This window comes from Streptomyces sp. NPDC051576 (assembly GCF_040681835.1).
Lineage (GTDB): Bacteria > Actinomycetota > Actinomycetes > Streptomycetales > Streptomycetaceae > Streptomyces.
In genome coordinates, this window is sequence record NZ_JBFAZO010000005.1 from 484,578 (window position 1) to 504,624 (window position 20,047).

General features: G+C 71.1%; 19 protein-coding genes. 12 read left to right on the plus strand and 7 right to left on the minus strand.

What is annotated here, in order from left to right:
* The first annotated feature begins 197 nt into the window (after positions 1-197).
* The 4 genes from AB0M63_RS19485 to AB0M63_RS19500 all read left to right on the plus strand — a co-directional run bounded on the left by AB0M63_RS19485 (position 198) and on the right by AB0M63_RS19500 (position 5,385).
* The gene (locus AB0M63_RS19485; protein WP_366020227.1) at positions 198-917 is read left to right on the plus strand and encodes an ABC transporter ATP-binding protein; all 720 of its coding nucleotides are present in this window, start codon (positions 198-200) and stop codon (positions 915-917) included.
* Positions 914-3,598, plus strand: coding sequence for an FtsX-like permease family protein (locus tag AB0M63_RS19490; protein WP_366020228.1), 2,685 nt, complete (start codon positions 914-916; stop codon positions 3,596-3,598). Before AB0M63_RS19485 ends, AB0M63_RS19490 begins: the two co-directional genes overlap by 4 nt.
* Before the next feature lie 98 nt (positions 3,599-3,696).
* Positions 3,697-4,056: a DUF779 domain-containing protein gene (locus AB0M63_RS19495; protein ID WP_355921192.1), complete on the plus strand. Its 360-nt coding sequence runs from the start codon at positions 3,697-3,699 to the stop codon at positions 4,054-4,056.
* 177 nt (positions 4,057-4,233) lie between these two features.
* Positions 4,234-5,385, plus strand: a complete 1,152-nt coding sequence (locus tag AB0M63_RS19500; RefSeq protein ID WP_366020390.1) for a phosphodiester glycosidase family protein — start codon at positions 4,234-4,236, stop codon at positions 5,383-5,385.
* Positions 5,386-5,387: 2 nt separating this feature from the next.
* On the opposite strand, the gene AB0M63_RS19505 is transcribed toward AB0M63_RS19500, so the two are convergent.
* The 6 genes from AB0M63_RS19505 to AB0M63_RS19530 form a co-directional block, all read right to left on the minus strand.
* Positions 5,388-5,582 (minus strand): hypothetical protein, encoded by a 195-nt coding sequence (locus tag AB0M63_RS19505; protein WP_355921189.1) that lies wholly within the window; start codon positions 5,580-5,582, stop codon positions 5,388-5,390.
* Between the two features lie 124 nt (positions 5,583-5,706).
* Entirely contained in the window at positions 5,707-6,570 is an 864-nt protein-coding gene (locus AB0M63_RS19510) for a phosphatidylinositol-specific phospholipase C/glycerophosphodiester phosphodiesterase family protein (protein WP_366020229.1), read from the minus strand.
* A 179-nt stretch (positions 6,571-6,749) separates the two neighbouring features.
* On the minus strand, positions 6,750-7,835 hold the full coding sequence (locus AB0M63_RS19515; RefSeq protein ID WP_366020230.1) for an acyl-CoA dehydrogenase family protein: 1,086 nt from the start codon (positions 7,833-7,835) through the stop codon (positions 6,750-6,752).
* Entirely contained in the window at positions 7,832-9,016 is a 1,185-nt protein-coding gene (locus AB0M63_RS19520; RefSeq protein WP_366020231.1) for an acyl-CoA dehydrogenase family protein, read from the minus strand. The genes AB0M63_RS19515 and AB0M63_RS19520 overlap by 4 nt, the downstream gene beginning before the upstream one ends.
* Positions 9,013-10,005, minus strand: a complete 993-nt coding sequence (locus AB0M63_RS19525; RefSeq protein WP_355904453.1) for an NADPH:quinone oxidoreductase family protein — start codon at positions 10,003-10,005, stop codon at positions 9,013-9,015. The genes AB0M63_RS19520 and AB0M63_RS19525 overlap by 4 nt, the downstream gene beginning before the upstream one ends.
* Positions 10,006-10,131: 126 nt before the next feature.
* Positions 10,132-10,710 carry an XRE family transcriptional regulator gene (locus AB0M63_RS19530; RefSeq protein WP_355904450.1) on the minus strand — a complete coding sequence of 193 codons (579 nt, stop codon included), beginning with the start codon at positions 10,708-10,710 and terminating at the stop codon, positions 10,132-10,134.
* A 78-nt stretch (positions 10,711-10,788) separates the two neighbouring features.
* Here AB0M63_RS19530 and AB0M63_RS19535 point away from each other — a divergent pair, with 78 nt between their 5' ends.
* From AB0M63_RS19535 to AB0M63_RS19570, 8 genes are all read left to right on the plus strand, one after another.
* Positions 10,789-11,739 carry an NAD(P)/FAD-dependent oxidoreductase gene (locus AB0M63_RS19535; RefSeq protein ID WP_366020232.1) on the plus strand — a complete coding sequence of 317 codons (951 nt, stop codon included), beginning with the start codon at positions 10,789-10,791 and terminating at the stop codon, positions 11,737-11,739.
* A 29-nt stretch (positions 11,740-11,768) separates the two neighbouring features.
* Positions 11,769-13,307, plus strand: coding sequence for an ATP-dependent DNA ligase (locus tag AB0M63_RS19540; protein WP_366020233.1), 1,539 nt, complete (start codon positions 11,769-11,771; stop codon positions 13,305-13,307).
* Positions 13,304-13,786, plus strand: coding sequence for an NUDIX domain-containing protein (locus AB0M63_RS19545; protein ID WP_366020234.1), 483 nt, complete (start codon positions 13,304-13,306; stop codon positions 13,784-13,786). Before AB0M63_RS19540 ends, AB0M63_RS19545 begins: the two co-directional genes overlap by 4 nt.
* A gap of 74 nt (positions 13,787-13,860) precedes the next feature.
* A complete protein-coding gene (locus tag AB0M63_RS19550; protein ID WP_355904439.1) occupies positions 13,861-15,246 on the plus strand; it encodes an NADP-dependent succinic semialdehyde dehydrogenase in 1,386 nt (461 codons plus the stop codon).
* A gap of 25 nt (positions 15,247-15,271) precedes the next feature.
* Entirely contained in the window at positions 15,272-15,508 is a 237-nt protein-coding gene (locus AB0M63_RS19555) for a DUF6213 family protein (RefSeq protein WP_355904435.1), read from the plus strand.
* A gap of 400 nt (positions 15,509-15,908) precedes the next feature.
* Positions 15,909-16,973 (plus strand): type III polyketide synthase, encoded by a 1,065-nt coding sequence (locus tag AB0M63_RS19560; RefSeq protein ID WP_355904432.1) that lies wholly within the window; start codon positions 15,909-15,911, stop codon positions 16,971-16,973.
* A 7-nt stretch (positions 16,974-16,980) separates the two neighbouring features.
* Positions 16,981-18,195, plus strand: coding sequence for a cytochrome P450 (locus AB0M63_RS19565; RefSeq protein ID WP_355904429.1), 1,215 nt, complete (start codon positions 16,981-16,983; stop codon positions 18,193-18,195).
* 7 nt (positions 18,196-18,202) lie between these two features.
* Entirely contained in the window at positions 18,203-18,724 is a 522-nt protein-coding gene (locus AB0M63_RS19570) for a cupin domain-containing protein (RefSeq protein ID WP_366020235.1), read from the plus strand.
* Positions 18,725-18,743: 19 nt separating this feature from the next.
* Here the strand turns inward: AB0M63_RS19570 and AB0M63_RS19575 are convergent, their stop codons facing one another.
* A complete protein-coding gene (locus AB0M63_RS19575; protein WP_355904423.1) occupies positions 18,744-19,973 on the minus strand; it encodes an acyl-CoA dehydrogenase family protein in 1,230 nt (409 codons plus the stop codon).
* Between the last annotated feature and the right edge of the window lie 74 nt (positions 19,974-20,047).

Sequence of the window (20,047 nt, forward strand, 5' to 3'; positions counted from 1 at the left end):
CTCGGCCCGCCGCCCCGTCCGGAATCCCTCCGGCGGACGGGCCGCATACATCCTTCGCCTACATCTCAGGGATGACATCACGGGCCATCGTCCCAGTGCGGTAGGGCAATTGGTCCGGTCGACCGGCGCGCCCGGCAGGGCCGCCTTCCTAGCGTCGGTGGCATCCGGTCCGACACCCGAATCCGAGGAAGGCCACCATGACAACACCGATCGTCGAACTGCTCGACGTGAGCCGCCGCTACGGCAGCGGGCCGCCCGCGCTGGAGGACGCGTCGCTGAGCGTGCGGGCCGGTGAGGCCGTCGCGGTCCTCGGACCGTCGGGCAGCGGCAAGTCGACGCTGCTGAATCTCGTCGCCGGTCTGGACCGGCCCGACTCCGGGAGCGTCACCGTGGACGGCGTGCGCGTGGACCGGTTGGGCGAGGCGGGGGCCGCCCGTTACCGGCGGGCGAAGATCGGGATGGTGTTCCAGTTCTTCAATCTGCTGGACGATCTGTCGGTCGCCGACAACGTGGCCCTGCCCGCACGACTGGCGGGGCTCGGGCGGCGCGAGTCGCAGAGCAGGGCGGCCGAGCTGTTGGAGTCGCTCGGTATCGCCCGGCACGCCCGGGCCCACCCGGGACGGCTGTCCGGCGGCGAGCGCCAACGGGTCGCCGTGGCACGGGCGTTGATGAACCGTCCACCGCTGCTCCTGGCCGACGAGCCGACCGGCGCGCTGGACTCCGCGTCCGGCGAGGAAGTCAGCCGACTGCTGCGGGAGTTGAACGCCGACGGGCAGGCGATCCTCGTGGTCACGCACGACTTGGCGCTCGCGCGGTCGTGCACGCGGCGCACGGTCCGCCTCGTCGACGGCCGGATCACGTCGGACGTCACCTCGGACGCGGCCACCGCCACCACGGAGCCGGAGTCCGTCCGATGAGCGCGCTGGGCCGGGTGATCCGTTCGGGCATGGCCCGCCGCCGGGTGCAGACGCTGGTGATCGGGCTGGCCACGATGCTGGCCGTGACCTCGTCCGTGCTCGGCGGAGCACTGCTGGTGTCGTCCGAGGCACCGTTCGAGAAGGCCTTCGACCGGCAGCACGGGGCGCAGTTGACCGCGCAGTTCGACGCGCGCCGAGTCACGACCGCTCAACTGACGTCCTCAGCGCGGGCGTTCGGGGTCACCGGCGCGTCCGGCCCCTTCCCGACCACGAGCATCGCGCCGAGTTTCGGCGGGCAGAGCGGATCGCCGATATCGGTCGCCGGGCGCGCCACACCCGCGGGCACGGTCGACAAGCTGGCGGTGACCAAGGGCCGTTGGGCGCAGAAGCCCGGCGAGATCGTCATGTCCGCGGACACCGGCCCCGAGGTACCCCTCGGTCAGAAGCTGGACTTCCCCGACCTGCCCGGTACTCCGACGCTGACGGTGGTCGGGGTGGCCCGCTCGGTCGGCCAGACCGCCGACGCATGGGTACTGCCGTCGCAGATCGCGCAGTTGACGCCGTCCGGCAAGGTCGGCGGCTACCAGATGCTCTACCGCTTCACCCACGCCGACACCTCGGCCCAACTGACCCGGGACCGCGCGGCGGTGACGGCGACGGTACCCGCGAAGTCGCTGACGGGGGCTCAGTCCTGGCTCGGCGTACGGAAGATCGCCACCCGGAACACCTCCCTGTTCGTGCCCTTCCTCGTCGCGTTCGGGGTGCTTGGCCTGGTCATGTCGGTCCTGATCGTCGGCAACGTGGTCGCGGGCGCGGTGGCCACGGGGCTGCGCCGCATCGGCATCCTCAAGGCCGTCGGCTGCACACCCGGCCAGGTCGTACGGGCCTGCGCCGGCCAGGCCCTGATCCCGGCCGCGATCGGAGCGGCCCTCGGCACGGTCACCGGTCACCTGCTCGCCGTCCCCGTCCTCTCCGACACCGCGGACGCCTACGGCACGGCCGGGCTCGGCGTCGAGACGTGGGTCGATGTCGCGGTCGTCGGCGGGGTGTTGACGGTGGTCGCCCTCACCGCCTGCGCAGGCGCCTGGCGAGCGGGACGGCTACGGACGATCGACGCGTTGGCGGTGGGCCGGGCTGCGGCGTCGGGGAGGGGGTGGTGGTCTGTCGGGCGCGTTGGGGTGGTGGGTCAGGGCAGGTGGGCGCCGGAGCACACATCCCCAGCAGGCCGCCGCCGTCGGGCGGCCTGGCGCACCCCGGCGGCAAGCCAGGACCGCCTCACGGTCGGAGGCTCCCCGGTGACGGGCCGACGTCGGTGGGCAACCCGGCTCATCCGGACGGCGGACCAGCGCCGAAGGACAGTCAGCCGCTCCCCGGCCGCAGAGCACCACCACGACCGGCAGACCGTCGAGCACAGCCCGGCCCCGAGCCACGCCCCGCAGACGACGCTCCCCACCCGAACACCTCCCCCTCCCACGCCCCTGGGCCATCGCGCGGCCCAACTCGCCGCCCGCCTCCCCCTGTCGCGCCCCGTCGGGCTGGGGCTCGCGCGGCCCTTCGCCCGGCCCGCGCGTACGGTCGCCATGGTCGTCGCCGTGCTGTTCGGGACCGCGGCCGTCACCTTCGCGACCGGGCTGTCCTCGTCGTTGGGCGAGGTGATCGCGGCGAAGAACCACAACGCCGCCGATGTCACCGTCGGAGCACCGGCGAGGCAGGTCGGCCCCGGCGAGGCGGTCAGGCCGGGGCAGCGGCCGAGCGACGTCGACCCCGCCGCTGTCACCGCCGCGATCGCGGCCCAGCCGGGCACCCGCGCGTACTACGGCAGCACCTCCACGGAGGCGGCCGTATCGGGGATGAGCGGAGCCGTCACCGTGACCTCGTTCGACGGCGACGCGTCCTGGGGCGGTTTCACGATGGTCGACGGGCGGTGGCTCCGCAAGGCGGGCGAGGTCGTGGTGCCGAGCACGATCCTGACCGCCACCGGGGCGAAGGTCGGCGACGGCATCACACTCACCGTGCGGGGCAAGGCAGTCGGGGTCCGGATCGTCGGCGAGGTCTTCGACACCAGCCACGACGGCCGAACGGTCCTCACCGACGCCGCCACGCTCAAGGCCGCCGTACCCGACCTCAAGTCCACCAGCCAGTACGTCGATCTGCGGCCCGGCACGGACACGGACGCGTATGTCACCGCGCTCAACGCCGAGTTGAAGCCCTTGGGGGTCAGCGCGACCAGCACCAAGTACTCCAACGGCAGCGGGACAGTCACCGTCATCGACTCGCTCACGGCCCTGCTCACCCTGATGCTGGTGTGCGTCGCCGGACTCGGTGTGCTGGGCGGGGTCGTCCTCGACACCCACGAGCGCGTCCGCGACCTGGGCATCCACAAGGCGCTCGGCATGACACCCCGGCAGACCGTCACGATGGTCGTCGCCTCGGTCGTCCCGCCCGGGCTGCTCGGCGGCGCCCTCGGCGTACCGCTCGGCCTGGCCGTGCACAGCGCGGTGATCCCCGCGATGGGCCACGCGGCGGACCTACGGCTGCCCCGGTCCGTCGTCGATGTCTACGACCTCCGGGACCTGGCCCTGCTCGGGCTCGCCGGTGTCGCCGTCGCCGTCCTCGGTTCCCTGCTGCCGGCCGGCTGGGCGGCACGCATCCGCACGGCGACCGCGCTGCGCGCCGAATAGCCGAGCCGGACGGACGGGCCGACCGGACACGCAACCCTCTCGCAACCTTGCGCGTGCTGCACTGGGCCACCGCATCCGGCTTCCTGGGGACGGCTGACATGGACGAGAACACCCCGCGCGTCGAACTCACCCCCGCGGCGGCCGACCTGCTGCGTCAACTCCACGAGCGGCACGGCCCGCTGATGTTCCATCAGTCCGGTGGCTGCTGCGACGGCAGTGCGCCCATGTGCTACCCGGAGGGCGAGTTCCGAACCGGCGGCTCGGACGTGCTGCTCGCCGCACTGGAGGTCGAGGGCGTGCCGGAGCCCGTGAGGTTCTGGATCTCGCGCAGCCAGTACGAGGTGTGGAGCCACACGCGCCTGATCGTGGACGTCGTAGCGGGTCGCGGCAGCGGTTTCTCGCTGGAAGCACCCGAGGGGGTGCGTTTTCTCACCCGTTCCCGTGTAGTCGGCGCCTAGGAGCCCCGCCGGTCACTGTCTTCTGATGCACTTCCCCTGAGTCCTGGGAGAGTTGACGAGACATCAGGGGGCACTGTGACGCACCGTCAAAAGCGTTTCAGAGCAGAGCGGTTCAGAGCCGGCAGATCGGTACTCACATATCTCACGGCATTCGGCGCGCTGGCCGGTGCGGCCCTGGTGGGGGCGGCACCGGCCGGCGCCGTGCAGGGCGTCACCCGGCTCGCGCCGGGCGTCACCTACCAGCAGTTCGACATCACGGCGGCCAAGGGTGTGACCCACGCCCATGTGGTCGTCGTCGACCTGCGCAACACCCGTGTGCGGGTCAACCTGCTGTACCCGGGTGCGGTGGCGGCCCGGAAGCCCGTCTCCGCGCTGGCCGACTCGGTGGGTGCCGTCGCGGGCGTCAACGGCGACTTCTTCAACATCACCGAGACCCAGCATCCGGGCGTCGAGGCCACCGGCTCCACCGACGGACCGGAGATCGCGAGCGGTGCCGCGCTCAAGGCGGCGGTGCCGGACGGCCAGCGTTTCGGGCCCGCGCTGCCGCCGGGTACGAACACGCGGAACGTGCTCGGTGTGGGTGTCGACCGGGTGGCCCGGCTGGACAGCCTCGCCCTCAGGGGGACGATCCGCACCCCGACGGGGCGGCTGACGCTCCGCGGGTTCAACCAGTACGCGCTGCCGGAGAACTCCATCGGTGCGTTCACCACACAGTGGGGAAATGCCTCCCGGGTGCGTGCCACATGTGGCACGGACGCGGACCGGGCCGCCGCCTGTAGTGCGAACACCTATGAAGTGACGCTTCGCGGCGGCCGGGTCGTATCGTCCTCCACCACCCCGGGCAGCGGCGCCATCGCCGCGGGCACCACCGTGCTCGTCGGCCGCGAGGCGGGCGCGCAGCGGCTGCGGGGGCTGGTCAGGGGCGAGCGGGTGCAGGTGCAGCACCGTCTGGTGGCGTCGAGATCAGGGATCGCCTACCGCTTCGCCCTCGGCGGCTACCCGGTCCTGCGGAACGGACAGCCGCTGGCCGGCCTCGACAACACGGCCTCGGCCGTCCGCACCGCCGTGGGGATCGCCGACAGGGGCCACCGACTGCTGCTGTTCGCGACGGACGGCGCGGTCGCGTACCGCAGCGGCCTGACGATCGCCGAGGTCGCCGCCCAGATGCGGAAGTTGGGCTCGGTCGACGCCTTCAGCCTGGACGGCGGCGGCTCCACGACCCTGGTCGCCCGCGCGTCCGGCGCGAGCGCCGTCACGGTACGGAACCACCCCAGCGGCGGCGCCGAACGACCCGTACCGAACGGCGTCGGGGTCTTCTCGACGCGCTGACCTCACGGACGCAGTCCGCTCACCAGGTCCGCGGTGGCCGTGAGGCCACTGTGGATCGTGGGCGCCACGCTGGTGCTTGCCATGAAGAACCCGAGCAGTGCGCAGACCAGCGCATGGGAGAGCTTCAGCCCGCCGCTGCGCATGAAGATCACCGCAAGGATCAGGAGCAGCAGCACCACAGAGATGGAAATGGCCATCGACGTCCTCCTCCGCCACGCCGGCATGTCTGGTTCGCGGCGTTCGGCCGCAAGTGTGGCGTAGCGGAGGGTTCAATCGGCCTACTGACGTGCCCCCCGAACGAGTGGTGTCACACGACGCGTCTCACGCCGAGTGGTGTGCGTCCAGGAACGCTTCCAGTCCGGCCAGGTCGTCCGTGTTGAGGAAGTCCACACCGGCCGCGAACAGTTCTTCCCACAGCGCGTCACGGGCGGGTCCCGCCACGTCCGGGGTGTTCCAGAACCGTACGGTCTGCCCGTTCGCGTGCGCCTGCCGGACGACGGAGCGCAGCTTCTGCCGCTCGGCGTCGGGGAAGGCGCCGGTGCCGAGCCAGGTGAAGTTGGCCTGCCAGTCGTCGCTGATGAGCGAGATGAAGGAGGCGGGCGCCGAGGTGCCGAGGTCGGCGAGCCGGCCGTCGTAGAAGGCGCGGCGCACGGTCTGCGCCTCCATGGGGGTGCGGGCCGCACGGTCGCCGGAGATGACGTTGGTGACCGCGCCCTGGTGGACACGTCCGTGGGCGTACGTCGTGAACAGGTGCTGGTAGCGCTGGAGATGGCGGTCGAGTTCGAGGTACGTCGAGGAGCCCTCGGTCTTGATGTCGATGAGGAGTTGGAGCGGCTTGTGCCAACCCCGGTAGACCGAGCCGTGGTTGGCCTTCACGAGGGCGGAGAGCGGGTCGAGGTAGAGGGATTCCAGCGTGCGGCTCGGGTCGAGTTCGGTGGTGTCGTGGCCGATGAGGAGTTGGTCGCCGACGAGGAAGATGTCGGCCTCGACGCTGCCGAAGCGGTGGTCGAGGGCGTCGAAGAGCGGCCGGGGGTGCTCGTAGTCGTTGTGGGCGTGGGCGCGCCACAACGGGCGCGGGCGGTGCCCCTGTTCACCGGCGAACGCGCTGCCGGCGGGCGGGGCGAGGACGGCCGCGAGGGTGGCACCGAACGCGGTGAGGGCTCTGCGGCGGGTGATGAGGGCCATGGTGTTCCTCCCTGTGGGGCGGGTTCGAACCACAGGGAGTATGAGGCTGTCGGGACGCCAACGAACCTGTACATGCCAGGAGTTGGCCGGACCGCCCTCGCTTGTTCACTCCTGCGGCGGGAGCGCACGGAAAAGCCCGCCCCAGGTGGGACGGGCTTCACCGGATGTCCGGCCGACGGTCAGGGGGCTTGCAGATCGACCAGTTCCGCCAGGGCCTCGCGGTGGGCGCCCGCCGTGCCGTAGGCGATCGAGTCGGCCTTGGCCCGCTTCAGGTAGAGGTGCGCGGGGTGTTCCCACGTCATGCCGATGCCGCCGTGCAACTGCACGGCCTCCTCCGCCGCGTGGACGGCGACGGACGCCGCGTAGGCCTGGGCGACGGCCACCGCCACGTCGGTGTCCTCCCCGGTGGTGAGGGCGTCGGCCGCGTTGCGTGCGGCGGCCCGCAGGCTGACGACCTCCAGCCAGAGCTGGGCGAGCCGGTGCTTGAGCGCCTGGAATCCGCCGACGGGCCGGTTGAACTGCTTGCGCTCCTTGAGATACCGGACCGTCTCCGTCAACGTCCAGTCGGCGAGCCCGAGTTGCTCGGAGGCGAGCAGCCCGGCACCGGCCCGCAGGGCGCGTCGTACGGCGGGTTCGGCGTCGCCGAGGAGGCGTCCGGGGGCACCGTCCAGGCGTACGGTCGCCAGCGGTCGGGTCAGGTCCAGGGACACCTGCGGGGTGACGGTCGCCGCCGTCGCGTCCACCGCGTACAGCCCGCCGTCGTCCGCGGGCACCAGCAGCACATCCGCGGCGGCGCCGTCCGCGATGCCGGTCAACTCCCCGTGCAGCGTGCCGCCTTCATGGCGTACGACCTTGTAGGCGTGGCCGGGAGCGACACTGAGCGCGACGGCGAGGGCCCCGATCCGGCGGCCGGACGCGAGGTCGGCGAGCAGGCCCCCTTCGGCAGCGCAGGCCAGCAGTGCCTCGGTGGCGACAACTGCGCTCGTCAGATACGGCACGGGAGCGACCGCGCGGCCCAACTCCTCCAGTACGACGGCGACTTCGCGATGGGTGGCACCCTGGCCGCCCTGCGCCTCGGGCACCAGGAGTCCGGCCAGGCCCATGCCCTCCGCGAGGGCCTTCCAGGCGGCGAGGTCGTGCGGGGCGTCCGACTCGGTGCGCGCGATGACACCCGCCGCGTCGCAGTGGTCGGTGAGCAGGTCCCGGACGGCGGCGCGGAGCGCCTCTTCCTCCTCCGAGTAGAGAAGATCGGGCTGCGCGTTCATCGGGCCAGGTCCTTCCATGCGACGTCCTTGTCGGTGCGCGGCTCGGCCGGCAGGCCGAGGACGCGTTCGGCGACGATGTTCAGCAGGACCTCGCTGGTCCCGCCCTCGATGCTGTTGCCCTTGGAGCGGAGGTAGCGGTATCCGGCGTCGCGGCCGGTGAAGTCCACCAGTTCCGGGCGGCGCATGGTCCAGTCGTCGTACAACAGGCCTTCCTCGCCCCGGAGTTCGACCTCCAGGCCGCTGATCTCCTGGTTGAGGCGGGCGAAGGAGAGCTTCATGCCGGAGCCCTCGTGACCGGGCTGGCCCGCCACGAGCTGCTGCCGCAGCCGTTCACCGGAGAGCCGGGCGACCTCGGCCTCGACCCAGAGCTCGAGGAGGCGCTGGTGGAGGTCGTGGGTGCGCAGCTCGGGGCGCTCGCGCCAGGTTCGGCTGATCGGGCCGATCATGCCGCCCTCGCGGGGGATGCGCATGCCGCCGATCGAGACGCGCTCGTTCATCAGCGTGGTCTGCGCGACCCGCCAGCCGTCGCCGACCTCGCCGAGGCGGTGCGCGTCGGGAATACGGACGTTCGTGAGGAAGACCTCGTTGAACTCGGCCTCGCCGGTGATCTGGCGCAGCGGCCGGACCTCGACCCCGGGGTCGGTCATGTCGCAGACGAAGTAGGTGATGCCGGCGTGCTTGGGCACGTCAGGGTCGGTGCGCGCGATGAGGATGGCCCAGCGGGCGAGATGGGCGCTGGACGTCCACACCTTCTGCCCGTTGACGACCCAGTCGTCGCCTTCACGCACCGCGCGCGTATCGAGCGCGGCCAGGTCGGACCCGGCGCCCGGCTCGCTGAAGAGCTGGCACCAGACCTCCTCGCCGACCCAGAGCGGCCGCAGGAACTGCTGCTTCTGCTCCTCCGTGCCGTACTTGAGGATCGTCGGGGCGGCCATGCCGAGGCCGATGCCGATCCGGCGCGGGTCGTTGTCGGGGGCGCCCGCGGCCTCCAACTCGGCGTCCACGACGGCCTGGAGGGCGCGCGGGGCACCGAGGCCGCCGAGGCCCTCGGGGTAGTGGACCCAGGCAAGTCCCGCGTCGAAGCGGGCCTTGAGGAAGTCGAGGCGGTCGGTCTCCAGGGGCGGGTGCGCGGTCAGCAACTCGGCCGTGAGACGCCTGAGTTCGGCTGCGTCGATGGTCATGCGGCGGCTCCGTTCTCCAACGACGAGTTCTCCGACGACGGCAGGATGGTGACCCGGCCGGTCGTGACACCGTCGGCGACCCGCTGCACGGCGGCGGCCGCACCGCTGAGCGGCACGCGCTCGCTCACCAGGGGCTTGATGACACCCCGGGCGGCCAGGTCGGTGAGCTGCTCGTGGCAGTGCTGGATCAGCTTCGGGTTCTTGGTGGCGTACAGGCCCCAGTGCAGGCCCTGGATCGAGTAGTTCTTCACGAGGGCGTGGTTCAGCGACGGGCTGGGGATGGTGCCGCTCGCGAAGCCGACGACCACGATCCGGCCCTCGAAGGCGACGACCTTCGTGGACTGCGTGTAGGCGTCGCCGCCGACCGGGTCGTAGACCACGTCGGCACCGCGTCCGCCGGTGGCCTCCTTGACGGCCGCGACCACGTCCTCGGTACGCCGGTCGATCACTACATCGCAGCCCAACTCCCGTGCCACGGCTGCCTTTTCGGCACCGCCCACGACACCGATGACGGTGGCACCGGCGGCCTTGCCGAGCTGTACGGCGGCGCTGCCGACCCCGCCGGCGGCGGCGTGCACGAGCAGGGTCTCGCCGGCCTCCAGGTGGGCGCGCCGGTGGAGGCCGAACCAGCCCGTCTGGTAGCCGATGTGGAGCGCGGCCGTCTCCGCGTCGTCCAGCGACTCGGGGGCGGGCAGCAGGGCGGCGGCGTCCGCGACGGCGTACTCGGCGAAACCGCCGTACGGCAGCGCCGGGTTGGCGATCACGCGGCGGCCGTCCTCGGTCTCGCCGCAGATCTCCACACCCGGGGTGAACGGCAGCGGCGGCCTGACCTGGTAGTGGCCCCGGCACATCAGCACATCCGGGAAGTTGATGTTCGCGGCACGCACCTTCAGCAGGACCTGGCCGTCGCCGGGTGTGGGCGTCTGCACCTCCTCCAGGCGCATCGCCTCACTCGGCTCGCCGTTCTGGTGCACTTGCCATGCCTGCATGCGGGGCCTCCACGGGACTGCTTCGTCGATCCGGGCTCGTTCGCATACTAAGCGGTCGCTTGCCGATCAGGGAACAGTCACGTGGGTCACGCACACCATCGGACGGCATGGCACGGCATCGGCGTGTCATGCCCGCCGGGGCTTCGCCCGCACATGCATCCGCTCCCCCTGCGGCCCGAACAGGCTCAGGAACTCCGCCGGCCCCTCCCCCGTCGACCCGAACCAGTGCGGCACCCGCGTGTCGAACTCCACCGCCTCCCCCGCCGCGAGCACCACATCATGCTCGCCGAGCACCAGCCGCAACCGCCCCGCCAGCACATACAGCCACTCGTAGCCCTCGTGCGTACGCGCCTCGGGTTCCTCCTGGCGCTGGGGCACCAGCACCTTGAAGGCCTGGAGTCCGCCCGGCTGGCGGGTGAGCGGCCAGTACGTGCGCCCGTGCCGCTGGATCGGTTCGGAACGCACCCGGGGATCACTCACCGGCGGCGTCCCCACCAGCTCGTCCAGCGGCACCTGATGGGCCCGCGCGATCGGCAGCAGCAGCTCCAGGCTGGGCTTGCGCAGCCCCGACTCCAGCCGGGACAGCGTGCTCACCGAGATGCCGGTCGTCTCCGAGAGCCCGGCGAGGGTGGCGCCCCGCTCCTTCCGGATCCGCCGCAGCCGCGGGCCGACCTCCGCCAGGACCTCGTCCGTGTCGTCGCTCATGACCGATATTGCAGTTTCGGCAAACACATTTGTCAATGCGGCAGGGAGGGGCGACCTTCGGGGGCGGAGGTGGTCACCATGACCGACACGTACGAAGTCATGTCCGGCACATACGAAGTGGTCGTCATCGGCGGCGGCGCGGCCGGTCTGTCCGCCGCGCTGGTCCTGGGCCGGGCCCGGCGCCGCACACTGGTCGTCGACGCGGGCGAGCCGCGCAACACACCCGCCGCGCACATGCAGGGCTATCTCACCCGGGACGGCATGTCACCCGCCGAGTTCCTGGCCCTGGGCCGCGAGGAGATCGCGCGCTACGGCGTCGACCTGGTCCGGGACCGGGCGGTCGACGTCACGAAGGGCGCCGACTTCGCCGTAGCCCTGGCGGGTGGGGAGACCGTGCACGCGCGGCGGCTGGTGATCGCGACCGGTCTCAAGGACGAGCTGCCGGACGTTCCCGGAGTCGCCGAGCGCTTCGGCCGGGACGTGATCCACTGCCCGTACTGCCACGGCTGGGAGGTCCGCGACCAGGCCTTCGGGGTGCTCGCGACGACGCCGATGAGCGTGCACCAGGCGCTGATGGTCTCGCAGTGGTCCAAGGACGTGACCCTGTTCCTGCACACGGTCGCCGAGTCCGAGCTGACGGACGACGACCTGCGCAGGCTGGCCGCCGCCGGTGTCACCGTGGTGCCCGGCGAGGTCGCGGGACTGGCCGTCGAGGACGACCGGTTCACCGGCGTCCGCCTGACGGACGGCACCACGCACCCCCGCGAGGCGCTGTTCGTCGCACCCCGCGCAATCCCGCAGACCGGCCTGCTCGAGCAACTGGGCGCCGAATTGCAGGAGACCCCGTTCGGCGCCTACCCGGTGGTCGACCCGACGGGTCTGACGACCGTGCCCGGGGTGTGGGCGGCCGGTAACGCGATGGGCTTCGCCGAGCAGGTCGTGAACGCGGCCTCCGCCGGCTATCGCGCGGGCGCCACGATCAACGGGGACCTGCTGATGGCCGACCTCGACGCCGCCGTCCGGGTGTAGACCGCCCGCCTCCGTTGCACGATGGCTGCATGCTGCTGACCCGGCTCGCGCATGTGTCCCAGGAGGTCGCCGCCACCTCGGCGCGGTCCCGGAAGATCGCTCTGCTCGCGGAGCTGTTCCGGGACGCGGAGGCCGACGACGTCCCGATCGTCATCCCGTATCTGGCGGGCCGCCTGCCACAGGGCCGGCTCGGCATCGGCTGGAAGGTGCTGAGCAGGCCGGTCGACCCGGCCCGCGAACCCACCCTGACCGTGCGGGAGGTGGACGTCCGCCTCACCGACCTCGGCAAGGTCTCGGGCGCCGGTTCACAGGCCGAACGGGCGCGTCTGGTGGGCGAGTTGATGGGCGCGGCCACCGCCGAGGAGCAGCGCTTCCTGTTCGGTCTGATCACCGGCGAGGTCCGGCAGGGCGCACTGGACGCGGTCGCCGTGGAGGGGCTCGCGGAGGCGACCGGCACCCCCGCGACGGACGTACGGCGGGCGGTGATGCTGGCCGGTTCGCTCCAGACGGTGGCCGAGGCCCTGCTCGCCGAGGGCCCCGCCTCCCTCGACCGCTTCCGGCTGACCGTGGGCCGCCCGGTCCTGCCGATGCTCGCGCACAGCGCCTCGTCCGTCGCCGAGGCGGTGGAGAAACTGGGCCACTGCGCGGTCGAGGAGAAGCTCGACGGCATCCGCGTCCAGGTCCACCGCGACGGCGACGTCGTACGGCTCTACACCCGCACCCTCGACGACATCACCGACCGCCTGCCCGAACTCACCGCCGCCGCCCTGGAGTTGAGAGGTGAGCGGTTCATCCTGGACGGTGAGGTCATCTCCTTCGACGCGGACGGCCGCCCCCGTTCCTTCCAGGAGACGGCGGGCCGGGTCGGCTCCCGGGTGGACGTGGCGACGGCCGCCGCGACCGTCCCCGTCTCCCCGGTGTTCTTCGACGCGCTGTCGGTCGACGGTCACGACCTGCTCGACCTCCCCTTCGCCGAACGGCACGCGGAACTGGCCCGGTTGGTCCCTGAACCCATGCGCGTCCGCCGCACGCTCGTCTCCGGCCCGGACGACGTCCCCGCCGCCGAGGCCTTCCTCGCCGAGACCCTGAAGCGCGGCCACGAGGGGATCGTGGCCAAGGGCCTGGACGCCCCCTACAGCGCGGGCCGCCGAGGCGCCTCCTGGCTGAAGGTGAAACCCGTCCACACCCTCGACCTGGTCGTGCTGGCCGCCGAATGGGGCCACGGCCGCCGCACCGGCAAGCTCTCCAACCTCCACCTGGGCGCCCGCACGGCGGACGGCTCCTTCGTGATGCTCGGCAAGACCTTCAAGGGCATGACCGACGCCCTGCTGACCTGGCAGACCGAGCGCCTCCGGGAGCTGGCCGTGCAGAGCGACAGTCACGTGGTGACCGTACGGCCCGAACTCGTCGTGGAGATCGCGTACGACGGTCTGCAGAAGTCGACCCGCTACCCGGCCGGTGTCACGCTCCGCTTCGCCCGGGTCGTGCGCTACCGCGAGGACAAGCGACCGGAGGACGCCGACACCGTGGAGACGCTGCTGGCCGCGCACCCCGAGGTGAAGCTGTGAGCGCGGCGGGTACCGGGAAAGGGAAACGGAGCGCCGGACTGCTGTTGTTCCGGCACACCGATCAGGGCCTGGAGGTATTGCTCGGCCATATGGGCGGCCCGTTCTTCGCTCGGCGCGATGCCGGGGCGTGGAGTGTGCCCAAGGGCGAGTACGAGCCCGACGAACCGGCCTGGGACGCGGCCCGGCGGGAGTTCCAGGAGGAGCTGGGGCTCGCGCCGCCCGACGGTGTGGCGATCGATCTCGGCGAGGTGAGGCAGACCAACGGGAAGGTCGTCACCGCGTGGGCGATCGAGGCCGACCTGGACCCGGCGACCATGGTGCCCGGCACCTTCGAGATGGAGTGGCCGCCGAAGTCCGGGCAGGTCCAGGAGTTCCCGGAGCTGGACCGGGTCGAGTGGATGGGCCTCGACCGGGCGCGGGCCGTCGTCGTCCCGGCGCAGGCCACGTTTCTCGACCGGTTGGCGGAGCACTCGGACTGAGCAGATGCGTACGCGTTGCGGCCGTTCCGGCTACGCGGGAAGGTCGAAGCACAGCCCGTTCCAGGAGGTCAGCCATGCCCATCGCGACGGTCAACCCGGCCAGCGGCGAGACACTCAAGACGTACGAGGCCATGGGTGCCGAGGAGATCGAGCGCCGGCTTCAGCTCGCGGAGGCCACCTTCCGCACCTACCGGACGTCCGCCTTCGCCGAACGCGCCCGGTTCATGCACCGGGCCGCCGACCTCCTCGACGAGGACCAGCGGGACATCGGCCGGATCATGACCACCGAGATGGGCAAGCCGGTCAAGCAGGCCCGCGCGGAGGCCGCCAAGTGCGCCAAGGCGATGCGCTGGTACGCCGACCACGCGCGGGAACTGCTCGCCGACGAGGAGCCCGCCGCCTCCGACGTGAAGGACTCCGGCGCCTCCCGGGCCCTGGTGCGCTACCGGCCGCTCGGCCCGGTGCTCGCGGTGATGCCGTGGAACTTCCCCCTCTGGCAGGTGATCCGCTTCGCGGCACCCGCGCTGATGGCGGGCAACGTCGGCCTGCTCAAGCACGCCTCGAACGTCCCGCAGACCGCCCTCTACCTGGAGGACCTGTTCCATCGCGCGGGCTTCCCCGAGGGGTGCTTCCAGACCCTCCTCATCGGCTCCGGCGCGGTCGAGGAGATCCTGCGCGACGAGCGGGTGAAGGCGGCCACCCTCACCGGCAGCGAGCCGGCGGGGCGGGCGGTCGCGTCCGTCGCCGGGGACATGGTCAAGAAGACCGTGCTGGAGCTGGGCGGCAGCGACCCGTACGTCGTCATGCCGTCCGCCGACATCGACCGGGCCGCGAAGACCGCGGTGACCGCGCGGGTGCAGAACAACGGGCAGTCGTGCATCGCCGCCAAGCGGTTCATCGTGCACACGGACGTCTTCGACGCCTTCGCCGAGCGGTTCGTGGCCGGCATGAAGGCGCTGACGGTCGGCGATCCGCTGGTGGAGGAGACCGAGGTCGGACCGCTGGCGAGCGAACAGGGCCGGAGCGATCTGGAGGAACTCGTCGACGACGCGGTGGAGAGCGGGGCGACCGTGCTGTGCGGCGGCGAGCGCCCCGACGGGGCGGGCTGGTTCTACCCGCCGACCGTCCTCGGCGACATCACCCGCGAGATGCGCATCCACCGCGAGGAGACCTTCGGCCCCGTCGCCACCCTGTACCGCGCGGCTGACCTCGACGAGGCCGTACTGATCGCCAACGACACGCCGTTCGGGCTGAGTTCCAACGTGTGGACGCGGGACGAGGCCGAGGTCGACCGTTTCGTACGCGATCTGGAGGCCGGTGGGGTGTTCGTCAACGGGATGACCGCGTCCCATCCGGCGCTGCCGTTCGGCGGGGTGAAGCGGTCCGGGTACGGGCGGGAGCTGTCGGGGCACGGAATCCGCGAGTTCTGCAACATCACCACGGTATGGCACGGAGCGTGAGCATTCCGCGGCTACGATCCCCTCTGTGAACCGCGAAGTGACTCTGCCTCTGATCGTCGACGACCGCGGGACCTTGCAGGTGGCTGCGGCGGATGTCAGCAAGCTGCTCCGTACGGTGGGTGGTCGCTGGCTGCACCTTGTCGAGGCCGGGGATGAGGGGCTGGACGAGGACACGGTCGCCGCGTTGACGATCGAGCTGGCGAAGCTTGCCGATCGCATTGACGTTGCGTGTATCGCGCACAGCAGCGGGGGGTCCTCGTAGGGGAGCGAGTGAGTGCGGGTTCGCTGTAGCTGGAAGCGCACGCCGCCCGGGAGGGGCTGGTAGGTGTGCAGGCGGGGCTCGTCGATGCCGCAGGCTGCCGCGTATGCCTCAAGGTGCTCGGCCGCGAGTGATTCGCCCTCCGCGAGCAGCGTGAAGAACTCGGCGGTGGCCGCTCGGTGTGCCGCGATCAGGGGGACGAGGGGGTTGGCGGGCAGCGGATCCTCCCACAGCGCGTCCACAGAGTTCACTGATCCGACCTTTACACAGGGTCCCTGAATTGGAGTAGTCCACCGCGAGATCGTCGCCCCCAAGGGTGATCGTGGGTGCACCACCCTCTGAGGTGAACCACCTTCTGACCGGCGGGCGAAGGCCTACCGGAAGGCGAAAGCAGGGACGGTTCATGGCGACTTTGTGCAAACCCTCGGTGTCGGTTCCCGAGCATGTGATCACGATGGAGGAGACGCTGGAGCTGGCGCGCTCCCGTCACGCGGACCACCCCAACCTGCCGCTGGCCCTCCGGCTGATCGAGAACACCGGTGTACGGACCCGGCACATCGTGCAGCCCATCGAGGAGACCCTGAAGCACCCGGGGTTCGAGGACCGCAACAAGATCTACACGGCCGAGGCGAAGGCCCGGGTCCCGGCGGTCGTCCAGCGCGCGCTCGACGAGGCCGAGCTGCTCACCACCGACATCGACGTGATCATCTACGTCTCGTGCACGGGCTTCATGATGCCCTCGCTCACGGCCTGGCTGATCAACGAGATGGCCTTCGAGTCCACCACCCGCCAGATCCCCATCGCCCAGCTCGGCTGCGCGGCCGGCGGCGCGGCGATCAACCGGGCGCACGACTTCTGCACGGCCTACCCCGAGGCCAACGCGCTCATCGTGGCCTGCGAGTTCTGCTCGCTGTGCTACCAGCCGACCGACCTCGGCATCGGCTCCCTGCTCTCCAACGGGCTGTTCGGCGACGGCATCGCCGCGGCCGTGGTGCGCGGGCGGGGCGGGACCGGGATCACGCTCGAACGCAACGGGTCGTACCTGATCCCCAAGACCGAAGAGTGGATCATGTACGACGTCCGGGCCACCGGCTTCCACTTCCTGCTGGACAAGCGGGTGCCGGCCACCATGGAGCCCCTCGCACCGGCGCTCCAGGACCTCGCGGGGCAGCACGGCTGGGACGCGGCCGACCTGGACTTCTACATAGTCCACGCGGGCGGGCCCCGAATACTCGACGACCTGAGCAAGTTCCTCCAGGTCGACCCGCACGCGTTCCGGTTCAGCCGGGCCACCCTCACCGAGTACGGCAACATCGCCAGCGCGGTCGTCCTGGACGCGCTGCGGCGGCTGTTCGACGAGGGCGGCGCCGAGCACCGGGCGCGTGGACTGCTCGCCGGGTTCGGACCCGGTATCACCGCCGAGATGGCGCTGGGCCGCTGGCACAGCGACGACCGAGAGACGGCCTGAGTACGGCATGACTGACGAGACGCTCACCGAGACCCTGCCCCCGGTCCGGCCCTGGCCGGCCCTCGATCTGACCGGGGTGGACTTCGACCCGGTCCTCGCCAAGCTGATGCGGGAGGGTCCGGTCAACCGGATCAAGCTGCCCAACGGCGAGGGCTGGGCCTGGCTGGTCACCCGTCACGACGACGTGCGGATGGTCACCAACGACCCCCGGTTCAGCCGCGAGGCGGTGATGGACCAGCCGGTGACCCGGCTCGCCCCGCACTTCATCCCGGCCCGCGGCGCGGTCGGCTTCCTCGATCCGCCGGACCACACCCGGCTACGGCGCTCGGTGGCCCCGGCCTTCACCACGCGCGGGGTGGAGCGGGTGCGGGAGCAATCCCGGCTGCTGCTCGACGAGTTGGTCGACGAGCTGCTCCGGGACGGGCCGCCCGCGGACCTCACCGAGAGAGTGCTGAGCCCCTTCCCGATCGCGGTGATCTGCGAGCTGATGGGGGTGCCGGCCGTCGACCGGCACGGCATGCACACCTGGACCCAGCTCATCCTGTCCTCCTCGCACGGCGCGAAGGTCAGTGAGCGGGCGAAGGAGGAGATGGGCGCCTACTTCGGCGATCTCATCGGCATGCGCGAGGGCAGCGACGGCGAGGACGTCGCCTCGCTGCTCGGCGGGGCGGTGGGCCGGGAGGAGATGACCCTGGAGGAGGCCGTCGGGCTCGCGGTGCTGCTGCAGATCGGCGGCGAGGCGGTCACCAACAACAGCGGGCAGATGTTCTACCTGCTGCTGACCCGGCCCGATCTCGTCGAACGACTGCGCGCCGAGCGGGAGTTGAGGCCGCAGGCCATCGACGAGCTGCTGCGCTACATCCCGCACCGCAACGCGGTCGGGTTGTCCCGGATCGCCATGGAGGACGTGGAGATCCGTGGCGTACGGATGCGGGCCGGCGACCCGGTGTATGTGTCGTACCTGGCCGCCAACCGTGACCCGGACGTCTTCCCGGACCCCGAGAAGATCGACTTCTCGCGCAGCCCGAACCCGCATGTGTCCTTCGGCTTCGGCCCGCACTTCTGTCCCGGCAACATGCTGGCGCGGCTGGAGTCCGAGCTGCTGGTGGACGCGCTGCTGGACCGGCTGCCGGGGCTGCGGCTCGCGATTCCGGCCGATCAAGTGCCGTTCAAGAAGGGCGCGTTGATCCGCGGGCCCGAGGCACTACCCGTGACGTGGTGAGGTGCCGGTGACGGCGACGGAGGGGCTGCTGGTGCCGCCGGGGCACGGCCGGATCGTGCAGACACCGGCGCAGCACGTGACGTTCAAGGTGACCGGCTCGCACTCGCGGACGGCATCCACCTTCGAGGTGGTGGTGCCGCCGGGGTTCGACGTCGGGGCCCATGTGCACACGCGCAGCGAGGAGTTGTTCTATGTGCTCGAAGGCGAGCTGGACGTGCTCGCCTTCGAGCCGCGCATCCGGACCCCGGACAACTGGCAGCGCTGGGAGTCGAATTCGGGCACCCGGGTGGTGCGGGCGACACCGGGGACGGTGATCGTCGTACCGCCGGGGTGCCCGCACGCGTTCGCGAACCCGACTCAGACGCCCGCGAAGATGTTCTTCCAGGCGTCTCCGCCGCCGGACCACGAGCGGTATTTCGAGGAGCTGTTGGAGATCCTCGGGGGCGGGGGGCCGCCGGACCAAGCGGCGATCGAGGAGTTGCGGTCGCGCTACGACATCGAGCAGCTCACGCCCCTGAAACACCGGTAGTTCCGCGCTGCGCCCCGCATCAGCGGATCGGCATCCCCGACAGGGTGCGGGCGATCACCAGGCGCTGGATCTCGCTCGTGCCCTCGAAGATCGTGTAGATCGCGGCATCGCGGTGCATCCGCTCGACCGGGTACTCGCGGGTGTAGCCGTTGCCGCCGAGGATCTGGATCGCCTGGCCGGTGACCTTCTTGGCGGTCTCGCTGGCGAACAGCTTCGACATCGAGCCCTCGGCCGCGGTGAACTGCTTGCCGTTGACGGCCATCCAGGAGGCGCGCCACACCAGCAGCCGGGCCGCGTCGATGGACGTACGCATGTCGGCGAGCTGGAAGGCGACGCCCTGGTTGTCGATGATCGGGCGGCCGAACTGCTCGCGCGTCTTGGCGTAGTCGAGGGCGACCTCGTAGGCGGCGCGGGCGGTGCCCACCGCCATCGCGCCGACGGCCGGGCGGGACGCCTCGAAGGTGGCCATCGCCGCGTTCTTCACGCGCTCGCCGCCGGCCGCCTTGGCGCGCTCACGGGCGCGGGCGAGGCGCTCGTCGAGCTTCTCCTTGCCGCCGAGCAGGCAGGAACCGGGGACGCGCGCGTTCTCCAGGACGACCTCGGCGGTGTGCGAGGCGCGGATGCCGTGCTTCTTGAACTTCTGCCCCTGGGACAGGCCCGGGGTGCCGGCCGGGACGATGAAGGAGGCGTGGCCCTTGGAGCCGAGGTCCGCGTCGACGACCGCGACGACGACATGGACGTTGGCGATACCGCCGTTGGTCGCCCAGGTCTTGGTGCCGTTCAGGACCCACTCGTCCTTGGCCTCGTCGTAGACGGCACGCGTGCGCATGGAGGCCACGTCGGAGCCGGCGTCGGGCTCGGAGGAGCAGAACGCGGCGACCTTGACGTCGTTGGCGTCGCCGTACATCTGCGGGATCCAGGTGCCGATCTGCTCCTCGGTGCCGTTGGCGAGGACGCCGACGGCGGCCAGACCGGTGCCGACTATGGAGAGGGCTATGCCCGCGTCGCCCCAGAACAGCTCCTCCATGGCCATCGGGATACCGAGGCCGGTGGGGTCGAAGTACTGCTGGGCGTAGAAGTCCAGGGAGTAGATGCCGACCTTCGCGGCCTCCTGGATGACCGGCCAGGGAGTTTCCTCACGCTCGTCCCATTCGGCGGCGGCGGGGCGGATGACGTCGGCGGCGAAGCCGTGCAGCCAGTCCCGCACCTCCTTCTGTTCGTCGTTGAGTTCCATGGTGAACTCGGCCATGACTCCTCCAGCAGCGCACTAGCATGTTACTTGCGGTAACGACAGAGTCTGTTACCGACGGGTAGGAAAGTCAA